This is a genomic window from Kyrpidia tusciae DSM 2912, from assembly GCF_000092905.1.
GTDB classification, from domain to species: Bacteria; Bacillota; Bacilli; order Kyrpidiales; family Kyrpidiaceae; genus Kyrpidia; species Kyrpidia tusciae.
This window is the reverse complement of sequence record NC_014098.1, coordinates 1863185-1877404: the sequence shown is the minus strand read 5'-3', so window position 1 is coordinate 1877404 and position 14220 is coordinate 1863185. Positions and strand designations below refer to the sequence as shown.

General features: G+C 62.6%; 11 protein-coding genes. All 11 read left to right on the top strand.

The window, feature by feature from the left end; translation table 11 throughout:
- The first annotated feature begins 1 nt into the window (after nucleotide 1).
- The 11 genes from rsmH to murA all read left to right on the top strand — a co-directional run bounded on the left by rsmH (nucleotide 2) and on the right by murA (nucleotide 14188).
- Nucleotides 2–949: a 16S rRNA (cytosine(1402)-N(4))-methyltransferase RsmH gene (rsmH, locus tag BTUS_RS09320; RefSeq protein WP_013075851.1), complete on the top strand. Its 948-nt coding sequence runs from the start codon at nucleotides 2–4 to the stop codon at nucleotides 947–949.
- A 13-nt stretch (nucleotides 950–962) separates the two neighbouring features.
- A complete protein-coding gene (locus BTUS_RS09315; protein WP_013075850.1) occupies nucleotides 963–1343 on the top strand; it encodes an FtsB/FtsL family cell division protein in 381 nt (126 codons plus the stop codon).
- Nucleotides 1340–3496, top strand: a complete 2157-nt coding sequence (locus BTUS_RS09310; protein WP_013075849.1) for a PASTA domain-containing penicillin-binding protein — start codon at nucleotides 1340–1342, stop codon at nucleotides 3494–3496. Before BTUS_RS09315 ends, BTUS_RS09310 begins: the two co-directional genes overlap by 4 nt.
- A gap of 82 nt (nucleotides 3497–3578) precedes the next feature.
- Nucleotides 3579–5522, top strand: coding sequence for a stage V sporulation protein D (locus tag BTUS_RS09305; RefSeq protein ID WP_013075848.1), 1944 nt, complete (start codon nucleotides 3579–3581; stop codon nucleotides 5520–5522).
- 96 nt (nucleotides 5523–5618) lie between these two features.
- On the top strand, nucleotides 5619–7121 hold the full coding sequence (locus tag BTUS_RS09300) for a UDP-N-acetylmuramoyl-L-alanyl-D-glutamate--2,6-diaminopimelate ligase (protein WP_013075847.1): 1503 nt from the start codon (nucleotides 5619–5621) through the stop codon (nucleotides 7119–7121).
- Between the two features lie 17 nt (nucleotides 7122–7138).
- Nucleotides 7139–8101, top strand: a complete 963-nt coding sequence (gene mraY / locus BTUS_RS09295; RefSeq protein WP_013075846.1) for a phospho-N-acetylmuramoyl-pentapeptide-transferase — start codon at nucleotides 7139–7141, stop codon at nucleotides 8099–8101.
- Nucleotides 8102–8141: 40 nt separating this feature from the next.
- A complete protein-coding gene (murD, locus tag BTUS_RS09290; protein ID WP_013075845.1) occupies nucleotides 8142–9506 on the top strand; it encodes a UDP-N-acetylmuramoyl-L-alanine--D-glutamate ligase in 1365 nt (454 codons plus the stop codon).
- A 35-nt stretch (nucleotides 9507–9541) separates the two neighbouring features.
- The gene (gene spoVE / locus BTUS_RS09285; protein WP_013075844.1) at nucleotides 9542–10642 is read left to right on the top strand and encodes a stage V sporulation protein E; all 1101 of its coding nucleotides are present in this window, start codon (nucleotides 9542–9544) and stop codon (nucleotides 10640–10642) included.
- A 70-nt stretch (nucleotides 10643–10712) separates the two neighbouring features.
- Nucleotides 10713–11834, top strand: coding sequence for an undecaprenyldiphospho-muramoylpentapeptide beta-N-acetylglucosaminyltransferase (gene murG, locus BTUS_RS09280; RefSeq protein ID WP_013075843.1), 1122 nt, complete (start codon nucleotides 10713–10715; stop codon nucleotides 11832–11834).
- A gap of 165 nt (nucleotides 11835–11999) precedes the next feature.
- Nucleotides 12000–12923: a UDP-N-acetylmuramate dehydrogenase gene (gene murB / locus BTUS_RS09275; protein WP_013075842.1), complete on the top strand. Its 924-nt coding sequence runs from the start codon at nucleotides 12000–12002 to the stop codon at nucleotides 12921–12923.
- A 5-nt stretch (nucleotides 12924–12928) separates the two neighbouring features.
- A complete protein-coding gene (gene murA, locus BTUS_RS09270; RefSeq protein WP_041305549.1) occupies nucleotides 12929–14188 on the top strand; it encodes a UDP-N-acetylglucosamine 1-carboxyvinyltransferase in 1260 nt (419 codons plus the stop codon).
- Nucleotides 14189–14220: the final 32 nt, after the last annotated feature.

Here is a 14220-nt window from a genome sequence, read left to right as displayed (position 1 = left end):
GTTGGCGTTCCGCCACGAACCGGTTTTGCTTCACGAGGTCCTCGCGATACTCCAGCCTCGCCCGGGCGGATTGTACGTGGACGGCACCTTGGGAGGCGGAGGGCACGCCCAGGCGATCCTTGAGGCTGCGGCACCGGACGGCAGGCTGATCGGTATCGACCAGGACGATGAAGCCTTGACCGCCTCGAAGGAGCGGCTGACCCCTTATGGAGGGCGGGTGACGACCGTCAAGGGGAATTTTCGTCGCATCAAGGAGATTCTTTGGGGTCTCGGTGTGATCGAGGGCGTGGACGGGATCCTTCTCGACGTGGGGCTGTCCTCCCCTCAGGTGGACGAGGCGGAACGAGGATTTAGCTACCGCTCGGACGCCCCCCTCGACATGCGAATGGATCTTTCCGGAACGCTGACCGCCCGGGACATCGTCAACAGTTGGCCCGAGGGGGAGCTTGCCCGGGTGGTCCGGGATTATGGGGAAGAACGATGGGCGGCCCGCATCGCCAAAGCCATTGTGAGGCGGAGACAACGCCAGGCCATCGAGACCACCGGAGAGTTGGCGGAACTGGTGAAGGAAGCCATTCCGGCCGCCGCCCGACGACACGGGCCTCATCCCGCGCGAAGGACCTTTCAAGCCTTGCGCATCGCGGTGAATGATGAGTTGGGAGCGCTGGAGGAGGGGGTGAAGGGAGCCCTGGAGGTCCTTCGCCCGGGCGGGCGGTTGGCGGTGATTGCCTTCCATTCTCTGGAGGATCGTATCGTCAAGCGGATTCTCGCCGAGGAGGCCAGGTCCTGCATTTGCCCTCCGGAAGCGCCGGTGTGCACCTGTGGACGTCGGCCGCGGGTCCGGCTGATCGGCCGCCGGCCGATCGTTCCCGGTCCTGAGGAACTTGCGCGCAATCCCCGGGCCCGTTCAGCCAAACTTCGCGGGGCAGAGCGCCTTGCGCAGGAATAAGGGAGTGTATGGGATGGCGGCTGTGAAACCATTGAAACAGGTCGTGACAAAACCGAGTGCCAGACCCCGCTCTGGAGAAAGGCGGCTTCCCCGCCTATCCCCGGAGGTGGTGCGCGACCGGGTTTCGCTGGTCGCCGTGGTGCTGTTGGCCGTCGCGGTGGTAAGCTGGGTGATTTCCCGGGACGCGGCGATCACGGCACGCAACTATCACGTGCAGGAGGTTCAGGGCCAGGTGGCTGATCTCGAACAGCAGAATAACGTTTTGCAGAGCGAGGTCAGCCGGCTCTCCGCGCCTTCCCGGGTGGTGGATGTGGCGAAAAAGATGGGGCTGGTGCCCGTTTCCCCGGATCAGTGGCGGGTGCTCTCGGCCTCGGGAGGTGCGGGGAGCCGATGAGACGCGGACGCCGAAGGCATGTGTGGCTGCTCGGGGGGTTGGTGGCGACCCTTGCGGCCGTTACATTGCGGCTGGGCTGGATCCAGGTGGTGAATACCCCGGCTTGGGCCGCCCAGGCGGAAAACGTGTGGGTGGCCAATGAGGATCTCCCCGCCAAGCGGGGGGAGATCCTGGACCGCAACGGCCGGGTGCTGGCGGAGACAGTGCCGGCGTACAACGTGGTCCTCCACACCAAAGCGGGGCAGTTTCCGGACATTCCCGTGATCGATGAATCTGGCGTCGCGAAGCTGGCTCCCCTGGTGCACATGACTCCCGACCAGATCGACCAGGTGGTGTCTGCCGCCGGGGAATGGACCGAACTGCGCCCGGGGGGGATGCGCCTGGATGAAGACGTAGCTCAGAAAATTCGCAGTCTTAAGTTGCCCGGGGTATTTTTGACGGATACCACCAAGCGCGTTTACCCAGGGGGAAGTTTGGCGGCCCATGTTCTGGGGTTCACGAACGTGGACACCGGGGAGGGCCAGGCCGGGGTAGAACTGGAGTACAATAACATTCTCAAAGGGCAGTCCGGTCACGCCCGGTACCTGAAAGACCGCAACGGGTATCCGCTCCCCTTCGGGAAGGAGCAGATTGACCCGCCGGTGGACGGGAAAAATGTGGTGCTCACCATCGACAGCGCCATTCAGGCCATCGTCGAACGGGAACTCGACCGGCTCATGGCCGATGCACATCCGCAAACGGCCTCGGTGATCGTGGCTGACCCCCGCACCGGGGAAATCCTGGCCATGGCGAACCGCCCGACTTTCGACCCGAATCAGTACTGGAAATCCAGTTCATCGGTGTTGGACCGGAATATCGCCATCTCCGACCCTTTTGAGCCGGGCTCAACTTTTAAACTGGTCACCTTGACGGCCGCCCTGGCGGAGCATAAGGTCAATCTCAACGACACCTTTCAATCCGGCAAGATCGTGGTTCAAGGGGTGCCGATCCACGACTGGAATTGGACGGGGTTCGGAACCATCAGCTTCCGGCAGGCGGTCATTGTCTCCAGTAACGTGGGATTCGTCATCCTGGGGCAACGGGTCGGGGCTGAAAAACTGTACCAGTACATCGATCAATTCGGTTTTCATTCCAAGACCGGGATTGATCTCCCCGGTGAAAGCGGGGCCCAGTTGTTCGATCCCGCGACCATCCGGCCCATCGATTTGGCGACGACCGCCTTTGGGCAGGGCATTGCGGTGACGCCGATCCAGCAAGTGGAAGAGGTGACGGCCATCGCCAACGGAGGAAAGCTGGTTCGCCCCCATGTGTTGAAAGAGGTGGTCGATCCCAAGACTGGAGCCGTCTTGCAGAAACAAGGGACCGAGGTGATTCGAGACGGGGTGGCTCCCCCGGATGTGTTGAACACGGTTCGGCAGATTATGGAGGATGTCGTGAGCAAAGATACATCAAAAGCGGCGTATATCCCGGGATATCACGTGGCCGGGAAGACGGGCACCGCCCAGATTCCTTTGCCGAATCATACGGGATACTACCCGGATCGCTACCGGACGTCTTTTATCGGTTTCGCCCCGGAAAATGATCCCCGGGTTCTGATCTACGTCACGGCCGAAGCGCCAAAGGTGGCCCTCCAGTTTGGAAATACCGTGGCTTCGCCGGTGGCAAAAAGGATTCTGGAACAGGTGTTGCCCTATCTCGGGGTGGCCCCGGATCCCAAGGATCTGGCGGCGAATCCTCCCAAAGGCGCGCCGAACCCGGCCCCGCCCGCGCCGCAGAATCTCGTCACCGTGCCTTCGGTGCAGGAGAAGGACAGCGGGCAAGCCCAGCAAATTCTCCGGGCTGCCGGCCTGAAGGCGTGGCTGACCGGCAAGCCGGGCCCTGTGGCGCACCAGTGGCCGGCTCCCGGCGTTCAGGTGGCCAAGGGGGCGGCAGTGGTGCTGCAGACTCCGGCCAGGGATGACGGGAAGGTGGCTGTTCCGGATTTCACCGGGCTCACCATGCGGGACGCCGCAGATCTGTGCGCGGCGGTGGGTCTGAAACTGAGTCCCACCGGGGATGGCTGGGCGATCTCCCAGAGCGTGCCCGCCGACGGACTCGTCCCGGCCGGATCCACGGTCCAAGTGACATTCGACAGCCGGTCACCTGGGTCGTAGGGCCCGGATGGCGGACAGGGTCTTCTAGTTCGTCCGATGTGTGCATATGGTTCCCACAGAGGCCGTGAAGGGAGGGGGCCATGTGGGAGACCGGGATTGGACCAGAAGGCGGCGACTGGCGTGGGTGAGCCTCGCCGCCCTTCTGACGTTCGCGCTGTTGATCGGGCGCCTGGGGTACATCCAACTCGTGCAATCGCCCTGGCTCACCCAGCGGGCGATGGATTCGTGGCGGCGCGATATTCCGGTTGAGCCGAAAAGGGGAACGGTGTATGATCGAAACGGCCATGTATTGGCTTACAACGTCAGCGCTCCGACGGTGGTGGCGGTTCCGGCCCAGATCCGGGATAAAGCGGTGACGGCCGGCCGGCTTGCCCCCGTCTTGAACGTGTCGGAACAGCGGATCCTGAGCCTGATTTCGAAGCGCACCCTGATGGTGTACGTAGCGGGGGGAAGGAAGATCGACGACGCGAAAGCGAAGGCGGTGCGGGATTTGCACCTGCCCGGCGTGTACATTACGGAAGAAGGCCGGCGGTATTATCCCTTTGGGGAGCTGGCCGCACACGTTCTGGGCTTCGTCGGCATCGATAACCAGGGTTTAGCCGGATTGGAAGCACAGTATGATGCCCGGTTGCGGGGTTTTCCGGGAGCGATTTCCTTTTTTGCCAATGCTAAAGGGGAAGCTATGCCGGGGACCGAGAGTACCTACATACCGCCCCAGCCCGGCGAAGATGTGTACCTCACCCTGGATGAGCAGATTTCCTCCTTTGTGCGGCGGGAAATTGACCGGGTGGTGGCGGAGTATCATCCGGATAGCGTGACGGCGGTGGTGGCCGATCCGGGCACTGGAGAAATCCTGGCCATGGAAAACGCCCCGACCTTTAACCCCACCAACTACCAGGATTATCCTCATCAGGTGTACGATCGAAATTTGGCCATCTGGAAAACTTTTGAACCGGGTTCGACCTTTAAAATTGTGACGCTCTCCGCGGCTTTGCAGGAAAACAAGATTCGGCTGGATGAGCGGTTTTTCGACCCGGGGTATTTTGAAGTCGCCGGGCATCGGATCCGGTGCTGGAAAGCCGGGGGGCACGGGTCTGAATCATTCCTGGAAGTGGTGGAGAACTCGTGCAACCCCGGTTTCATGCTGATGGGACAGCGCTTGGGGAAGGATGCCCTTTTTCATTACATCCGGGCGTTCGGTTTTGGGTCGAAAACGGGCATTGACCTCCCGGGGGAGGGTTCCGGGATTCTATTCAAACTGTCCCGGGTGGGGCCTTTGGAGTTGGCCACGACCTCCTTCGGCCAGGGCGTTTCGGTGACGCCCATCCAACAGGTCATGGCGGTGAGCGCCGTGGCCAACGGCGGGGTTTTGATGAAGCCTTATGTTGCGGCCAAATGGGTGGATCACGAGACCGAGCAGGTGATTAGCGAACGCCAGCCCACTCCGGTCCGCCGGGTGATTTCTCCCCAAACGGCGGAATTGGTTCGGGGGGCCCTGGAAAGCGTGGTCGCCCGGGGAACCGGAAAAAACGCCTATTCGGAAGGGTATCGGGTGGCGGGCAAAACGGGTACCGCCCAGGTTGTGGGGCCGGACGGCCACTACATGCGCAACCATTACATCGTGTCTTTCATCGGCATGGCTCCGGCGGACCATCCGAGATTGGTGGCTTACGTCGCGGTGGATAACCCCAAGGCGCCGGTGATATTCGGCGGGGTGATCGCGGCGCCGGTGGTGGGCCACATCCTGGCGGACAGCCTGCAGTACCTCGGTGTTCCGCCGAGTTCCCAAGGGATTCCGCGGGAGTACGGGTACCTGGACACCAAGCCTGTGGAAGTGCCGGACGTTGCCGGCCGGTCCTTGGACGAGGCCCGGCGGACAATGCTGGAGAGCAGCGCCCAACTCAACGTGGCGACCGCCGGCCAAGGGGATTATGTGATCGCCCAGGCGCCCCAGGCCGGCACGAAAGTGCCCCCGGGCACCACGGTGCGGATCTACTTGGGTCCAAAGCCAGCCGGGGCGCCGTAAAGGCATGGGCAGGAGAGCGGCCCCGGGGAAGACCCGAACCCGTCTGCGTTCTTCGGAATCGGTCCATACTGGAATGTAGTGAAACGAGGGATGGTCGTGAGATTGCAAGATTTGGTGAGCGCTCTATTGCATGTGCGGGTGGTGGGGGAGATCTCGGCGGTGGAGGTGACCGATGTCACCGCCGATTCCCGCACCGCCGGGCCGGGCAGTCTGTTTATTGCTCTCCGGGGCCACACGGTGGACGGGCATGCTTTCGTAGACGAGGCGCGCCGGTCCGGCGCGGTGGCGGCGGTGGTGGAGGATTGCCTGGACACACCTCTGCCCCAGATCGTGGTGCCCGACACCCGCCGGGCGGCCGCTGTGCTGGCGGCGGTATTTTTCCGGCACCCCTCCAGGGCCATGCGGGTGATCGGCGTGACCGGGACGAACGGGAAAACCACGGTGACCCATTTGATTGATCATCTCCTTCGGGCCGGTGGAGCCCGGACGGGACTGATCGGCACCATCCAGACCCGGATCGGCGACCGGAGCTCGGGAGCGGTCAACACCACTCCTGAAGCGGTGGAGTTGCAGCGCCTCTTCGCGCAGATGAGGGATGCGGGGGTGAGCCACGCGGTGATGGAAGTCTCCTCCCACGCCCTGGAGTTGGACCGGGTTGCCGGGACGCGTTTTCATACCGCCGTTTTCACCAACCTCACCCAGGACCACCTGGATTTTCACGGATCGATGGAGGCGTACCGGGAGGCGAAGGGGAAACTGTTCGCCCGGTTGGGGAATGAGTATGGCGATACCCGGGCGGATCAAGCCTTTGCCGTGGTGAACCTCGATGACCCGGTGGGGAAATGGATGGCCCGGCAAACCACGGCCCAGACCGTAACCTACGGGGTGGACCGCCCCGCCGATCTGCGCGCCCGGGAGGTGGAGGTCGACACCCGGGGCGTACGGTTTGTGGCGGAGATCGAGGGCCGGCGGACTCGGGTGCACGTGCCGCTGCCCGGCAGGTTCAGCGTTTACAACACCCTGGCGGCCATGGGGGCGGGTTGGATCCAGGGGCTCGACCTGGACTGGATGGCGGACCAATTGGCCCGGGTCAGCGGAGTTCCAGGGCGGATGGAACGGGTGGATGCCGGGCAGCCCTTCGGGGTGGTGGTGGATTATGCCCATACGCCCGACAGCTTGGACAATGTCCTGCAGGCCCTTCGGGAGGTTGCGTCAGGGCGGTTGATCGTCGTGTTCGGCTGCGGCGGTGACCGGGATCGGACCAAGCGACCGCTGATGGGGCGCATCGCCTACACCAGGGCGGATTATGCCATTTTGACGTCCGATAATCCTCGCACCGAGGATCCGGAGCGAATCTTGGATGACATTGAGGCGGGCCTTCGGGAAATCGGTGCGGACACCTCCCGGTATGAACGGATTTCCGATCGGACCGAGGCGATTCGCCGGGCGATCCACTTGGCCGGGGAGAAGGATGTGGTGCTCATCGCTGGCAAGGGGCACGAGACGTACCAAATCATTGGAAGACGCAAGTTTCCCTTTGATGACCGGGTGGAGGCTCGGAAAGCCTTGGATGCTCTTTATACTCCCGGCGGTCGGTAGGAAAGAAGGAGGGCCTTATGATGCAGGCGGTCTGGTTGACAGCGGGAACGGCTTTTGTGGTGGCCGTTCTCCTCGGGCCTCTGTTTATTCCCGTGCTGCGCCGACTCAGGATCGGCCAGAGCATCCGCGAGGAGGGGCCGGTGTCCCACAAGAAAAAATCCGGGACTCCGACCATGGGGGGGACGATTATTCTTTTGGCGACGGCGGTCACGGTATGGCAGTTCGCCGGTCGTTCGCCTGCGGCGTTATTGGCGGTTGGGGCCACCCTCGCCTTTGGACTCATCGGTTTTATCGACGACTATATCAAAGTGGTGAAACGGAGGAATCTCGGCCTGACCGCCCGGCAAAAACTGCTCGCCCAAGGGGCGGTGGCGGTGCTCTTTTTTCTGGCTCTGGCGAGGTTCCACGGCTTTTCTTTTGACGTGTATATTCCCCTGGTGGACGTGACGTGGCATCTCGGGGGACTGTATCTTCCCTTCCTGGCCTTGGTGCTCATCGGGACCTCGAATGCAGTGAATCTGACCGATGGTCTGGATGGCTTGGCTGCTGGGACCGCGGCCATCGCCTTGGGAACCTATGTGGTGGTGGCCTGGTGGAACAGTCAGTATGACTTGGTGGTGTTCTGCGCGGCGATGATGGGGGCGCTGCTCGGATTTCTCGTCTTCAATGCCCACCCGGCCCGGGTGTTTATGGGGGATACGGGGTCTCTCGCCATCGGAGCGGCTCTGGCGTCAGCGGCGGTCTTGACGAAAACGGAGTTTTGGCTGATCCTGATCGGCGGGGTATTCGTGGCTGAGGCCCTGTCCGTGATGATTCAAGTGTTTGCCTTTCAGACTTTTGGCCGAAGGGTGTTTCGAATGAGCCCGTTGCACCACCATTTTGAGCTCGGCGGCTGGTCCGAGTGGCGGGTGGTGAGCACCTTTTGGGCGGTCGGACTGTGTCTATCGGCCGGGGCGTTGGTTTTGTACGCCAGGGGTTAGGCGGCGGGTGCCGTCTGTGGATCGGAAGAGGTGACAGGGTGTGGTCAATGAGTGGGCCGGGGCACGGGTGTTGGTGGTTGGTTTGGCGCGAAGCGGGGCGGCGGTGGCCCGCCTCCTCCTTCGGCACGGCGCACAGGTCACGATTACGGACCGACGGCGGGCGGAGGAGTTGGGGAAAGAGGCAAACGAGCTGGCGCGGATGGGGGCTCGGTTGGTGGTGGGGGGTCATCCGGAGAGCCTCTTTGATCAACCATGGGACGAGGTGGTGAAAAATCCGGGTGTTCCCTACAGTGCCCATCCGGTGGCCGAGGCGATCCGCCGGGGCATCCCGGTGGTGACAGAACTGGAAGTGGCTTGGCGCATTCGTCCAGAGAATTGGCTGGGGATTACGGGCACCAACGGGAAGACCACCACCACTTCTTGGGTCGGTCACATGTTGGAGGTGGCCGGAGTGCCCCACCGGGTGGCCGGGAATATCGGTGTGCCGCTGTGCGATGTGGTGGAGGCCATCGATTCGGAAGAATGGCTTGTGGCGGAGTTGTCCAGTTTCCAGTTGCAGGGAACCCTTCGGTTTCGCCCGCACATCGGTGCGATTCTCAACATCTATCCCGCTCACCTGGATTATCATGGCGGTCTCGAAGCCTACGCCGCAGCCAAAAAGAACATGTTTGTCAACCAGGGACCGGAGGATTACGCGGTCCTGAACGGTGGCCGGAAGGACGAGCACCAATTGATGGCGGGCGTTCGGGCCCGGCCCGCCCGGTTTGGCGGGCCGCGGCGGCCGGGAGTTCCGGGCATGGCGGTGGAGGGCGACCGCGTCCTCTGGTGGGACGGCTTTCGGGCGGAACCGGTCTGCGCCGTGGGCGACGTGGCGCTTCCCGGAGAACACAATTTGGAGAACTTCTTGGCCGCGGGGACCTTGGCCGTGTTGGCCGGCGCCTCGTTGTCGGCGGTGGCCACCTCGGGTCGTACATTTCGCGGCGTCGAACACCGGATGGAGTTCGTGCGCCAATGGCAAGGAGTGACCTTTTACAACGATTCGAAGGCGACGAACCCCGAGGCGGCATTCCGGGCACTCGGAGCCTTTCCGAAGAATGTGATCTGGATTGCCGGGGGGCTGGATCGTGGAGACGATTATCGCCGACTCCTGCCCCTGCTTCAAGAGGGCAGGGTAAAAACGGTGCTGACGATGGGGCAATCGGGGCCGCGGATCGCCGCCTTGGCGCAGGAGGTGGGCATACCCGTCCGCAGGGTTGCGGATGTCGAAGAAGCGGTGCGGATAGCGGTCTCTTTGGCCCGGGGAGGGGATGTGGTGCTGCTTTCCCCGGGGGCGGCCAGTTGGGACCAGTATCGCTCTTTTGAAGAGCGGGGCCGCATGTTCAAAGAGGCGGTGAATAAACTGTAGCAGACTGGACGAGACCGGATACAGGGGGTGGTTCAATGCCCGACCGGGACCGCGCGCCGGATCTGCTGCTGTTGACGGTCACCCTTCTTTTGCTCGGCATCGGCGTGGTAATGGTGTACAGCGCCAGCGCCGTCTTGGCCGATCAGCGGTACGGTGACCCTTTCTATTATGCGAAGCGCCAATTGATGTGGGCCGCCCTCGGGGTCGTGATGATGTTTATCATGGTACGCCTGGACTATCGAAGGCTAAGGCCTCTGGCCAAACCGGTGCTGTGGCTGTGCCTCCTCATGCTGGTCATCGTGCTCACCCCCATCGGTGCAGTGCGGGGGGGAGCCAGGGCATGGCTCGGGGTGGGCACCCTCGGCATCCAGCCCAGTGAATTTGCGAAACTGGGGTTTATATTGTTTTTTGCCGATTGGTTGGCCAGGCCCGCGGCGAAGATCGAGTCTTTTTGGAGGGGATTGGCGCCGGCGCTGGGCCTGGTGGCGGTGGCCGTAGGACTGATCATGTTGGAACCGGACCTCGGCCAGACGGTGGTTCTCGTGGGGACTATGGGGGTGCTGATTTTCGTGGCCGGGGCCCGGGTCCGGCACTTGGTGGCGCTCGGGATGTCGGCGGTGCCGGTGTTTGCGGCCCTGGTGGCGGTGGCGCCCTACCGGTTGGGACGGGTGGTGGCCTTCCTCGATCCGTGGAAATATCCCTTGACCGAGGGCTATCATATTATACAGTCCCTATATGCTTTGGGGCCCGGCGGGTTGTTTGGGCTGGGCCTCGGCAGGAGCCGGCAGAAGTTCCTTTACCTGCCCGAACCGCAGACCGATTTTATTTTTGCCATCCTGGCTGAGGAACTGGGTTTTATCGGGGCGGCCACCGTTCTTCTACTTTTCGCGGCTCTGGTCTGGCGGGGGATCTACGTGGCCATGCGGGCACCGGATGGGTTTGGCAGCCTATTGGCCACCGGGATCGTGGCGATGATCGGGGTTCAGGTGTTGATCAATGTCGGTGTGGTTACGGGCTCCATGCCGGTAACCGGCATCACCTTGCCCCTGATCAGTTATGGAGGGTCCTCCTTGGTGCTCATGTTGACAGGAATCGGGATTCTGTTAAATATCTCCAGGCATGCGGTGAGAAGCTGAGCTGTTCCAAGCCCGGGGCCAGAGCGGGCGGGGGCTTCCGGGCGGTGGGTCAAAAGAGAGGGATGGGGCGATGAGGGTGCTTTTAACCGGGGGCGGCACCGGGGGACACATTTATCCGGCCCTGGCCTTGGCGAGGGACTTGAGGCGGAGGGTGGAGGACCTGGAATTGCTGTACGTCGGCACGCCCGGGGGCATGGAGAAGGAGTTGGTGCCTCGGGAAGGAATTCCGTTTACCGCCATTGACGTCCGGGGATTACCCAGGCGGCCGGGCCTGGAACAGGTGAGGGCCCTGTGGCGGGCTTGGCGCAGTCTGGGCCAAGCCAAGGGCGTGTTGCGAAGGTTTCGTCCGAATGTGGTGGTGGGCACCGGGGGGTACGTGAGCGGCCCGGTGGTCTTCATGGCCCACCGCATGGGCATTCCCACGCTGATTCACGAGCAGAATGTGGTACCGGGTTTAACCAACCGCCTTTTGTCCCGGGTGGTGGATGCCGTGGCGGTGTCTTTTCCCGACACCTCCGCGTTTCCAAAAGCCAAGCGGGTGGTGATCACCGGCAACCCCCGGGCGAGCGAATTGGTGGAGGTGCAAGAGGACCGGGTGGAAGCGATTCGCCGGGAGTACGGGTTGAAGACCGATCGCCCGGCGGTGGTGATCGTCTCTGGGAGCCGGGGGGCACCGCCCATTAACCGGGCGGCCCAGGGGCTCTTGCCGAAGCTCAAAGGGGCGCCGTTTCAATTGGTATGGGTCACGGGGCGCGCCCATTTTGAGGAGATCGAAAGAGACGTGGAACGCCGGTTCGGGAAGGAAAGGGTCGACGGTGTCACAGTCGTACCTTTTTGCCACGACATGCCGGCCCTGTTGCACGCGGTGGACTGTGTCGTGTGCCGGGCCGGGGCGTCGACGGTGGCGGAGTTGACGGCGGCGGGCACACCGGCTATTCTCATTCCATCCCCCTATGTCGCCGGTCGCCATCAGGAGCGAAATGCCCGGTGGCTGGCCGAGAGGGCAGCGGCGGTGGTGCTTCCGGAAGACCAGTTGACGCCCGATGAACTCTTTCGACGAATCATACATATTCTTGGGCGCGATGAGGCGAAGGAGATGAGCCGCCGATCCCGGGAATTGGGACTGGTGGATGCGGCTCGAACCCTTTCACTGTTAGTGGTATCATTGGCGTCTGCCAAGGGGCGGCAGTGACAGCCCGAGAGGCCCCGGGGAACGGTCCCGGGGGTTTTTCGTGTCCAGATGCCGCCAGGCCTTCCACGGTGGGCGTTTGTCACACCGGGGGGCACCGATCCATAGTATAGGGATGCGATGGTTGGCAAAGGTCCCGCCTTGGCCAACCGGCGAGGAGGTTCACCGGTGAAAGAAGAAATGTGGTCGATTCTAAGCCGTGTCGATGTCGGTCGGGTGCTTCGAGATGAACCGATGGCTCGCCATACCACCTGGCGCATTGGAGGGCCCGCCGACGTCCTGGTATTGCCGGAGGAGCAGGATCAGATCCGCCGTCTAATGGCGTTGGTCGGTGAGCGGGGCTGGCCGTGGCTGGTGATCGGGAAAGGTTCCAACCTCCTGGTCCGGGACGGCGGAATCCGGGGCGTGGTCGTGAAATTGGCCGATAACTGGTCGGCCATGGAGCGGAAAGAGACGACGGTGGTGGCCCAGTCCGGCCGGCTCATCGTCTCTGCCGCGAACCACGCCATCCGCTGGGGTCTCTCCGGGTTAGAGTTTGCCACGGGTATTCCAGGGAGTGTGGGCGGTGCCGTTCGCATGAATGCCGGCGCCCACGGAGGTGAGATCAGGGACGTCCTGGAGTGGGCTGACCTCGTGTTTCCAGATGGCTCCCTTATCCGAAAGTCCAATGAAGAGCTGGGCTTCGGATACCGCACGAGCCGGGTGGCCGAGTGGGGCGCCCTGGTGGTCCGGGCGGCGTTCGGCTTGGCGCCTGGAGATACGGCGGCGATGGTGAGTCGCGTAAAAGCCTGGACCGAGCGTCGGCGGCAGACCCAACCCCTGGCCCAGGCGAGCGCAGGCAGTGTCTTTCGCAATCCGGTGAACCATTATGCCGCCCGGTTGATCGAAGAAGCGGGATTAAAGGGGAGACGCGTGGGAGGGGCCCAAATCTCTCCGGTCCACGCCAATTTCATCGTGAATCTGGGCGGGGCCACGGCCGGAGATGTGTTGGCGTTGATCCATTTGGCCCAAGAGGAGGTTTATCGAAAGTTCGCCGTCCGGCTGACGCCCGAGGTGCGAATTGTCGGGGAGGATGTTGAAACCGGGGGGTGAAGGCCTTGGATCGAATCGCCGTTGAAGGGGGCACGCCGCTGGAGGGTGCGGTGAGGGTGCACGGCGCCAAAAATGCGGCGTTGCCGATTCTCGCAGCCACTCTGCTGGCCGAAGGGGTCTGTGTTGTCGAAGACGTGCCGGATCTTCAGGACATTCGCGTCATGGTCGACATTCTGCGGGCCCTCGGGGCATCGGTGGATTATTCGCCTCCCGTCGTCCGGGTGGACGCCCGGCGGATCTCCCGAACGGAAGTGCCGGAGGAATTGATGCGGCAAATGCGTTCGTCCATCTTCCTCATGGGTCCTCTCCTTGCTCGATATTGCCACGCCCGGGTCTCCCGCCCCGGCGGGTGTACAATCGGTTCGCGTCCGATTGATCTTCATTTGAAGGGACTTGCGGCGTTGGGGGCGTCCATCGACGAAATGCATGGCTACATCGATTGCCGGACCCGCCGGTTACATGGCGCAGCGATTTATTTGGATACCCCGAGTGTCGGGGCGACGGAAAACCTGATGATGGCCGCGGTCCTCGCCGAGGGGACCACGGTGATCGGCAATGCGGCCCGGGAACCGGAAATCGTCGATCTGGCCAATTTTCTCAACCGACTTGGAGCGCGGGTTGAGGGGGCGGGGGAAGATACTCTGGTTATTTCCGGGGTTCAAGGGCTTATTGGAGGGCAGCATGCGATCATACCCGATCGCATTGTGGCGGGGACGCTGGCCATTGCCGTCAGCATGACCGGTGGCGATGTGACGCTGGAGAACGTCCGTCCGAATCATTTGGGGGCTGTATTGACGAAATTGCGCGAGGCCGGTGTTGAAATCGAAACCGGCCGTGATATAATGAGGGTGCGTTCGCACGGGAAGCTGCGGGCGGTGGAGCAGGTGCGCACCGCGCCCTATCCGGGGTTTCCCACGGATCTTCAAGCTCCTTTCATGGCCTTGTTGAGCGTGGCTCCAGGGATGTCCATTGTGGCGGAGACGGTTTTTGAAGAGCGGTTCAAACACGTCAGTGAACTGTGCCGCATGGGGGCCAATATTCGAGTGGATCTGCGCACCGCCTTTGTGCAAGGGGTGCCGCGCCTGACCGGGGCGGTGGTGCAGGCGAGCGATTTGCGGGCAGGTGCAGCTTTGGTATTGGCGGGTCTTGTGGCAGAAGGCACAACGGTGGTGGAGCAGGCTCACCATATTGACCGCGGATATCAGCAATTCGACGAGATGCTGCGGGGGCTTGGAGCCCGGGTGCGGCGCTTGTCCCAATCATAGACCATACCGGAGGAGCGGCGTACTACGGCACA

Coding starts and splice junctions, on each gene's coding strand:
- BTUS_RS09315 (WP_013075850.1), top strand. CDS start 963: ATGGCGGCTGTGAAACCATTGAAACAGGTCGTGACAAAACCGAGTGCC.
- BTUS_RS09310 (WP_013075849.1), top strand. CDS start 1,340: ATGAGACGCGGACGCCGAAGGCATGTGTGGCTGCTCGGGGGGTTGGTG.
- mraY (WP_013075846.1), top strand. CDS start 7,139: ATGATGCAGGCGGTCTGGTTGACAGCGGGAACGGCTTTTGTGGTGGCC.
- spoVE (WP_013075844.1), top strand. CDS start 9,542: ATGCCCGACCGGGACCGCGCGCCGGATCTGCTGCTGTTGACGGTCACC.
- murG (WP_013075843.1), top strand. CDS start 10,713: ATGAGGGTGCTTTTAACCGGGGGCGGCACCGGGGGACACATTTATCCG.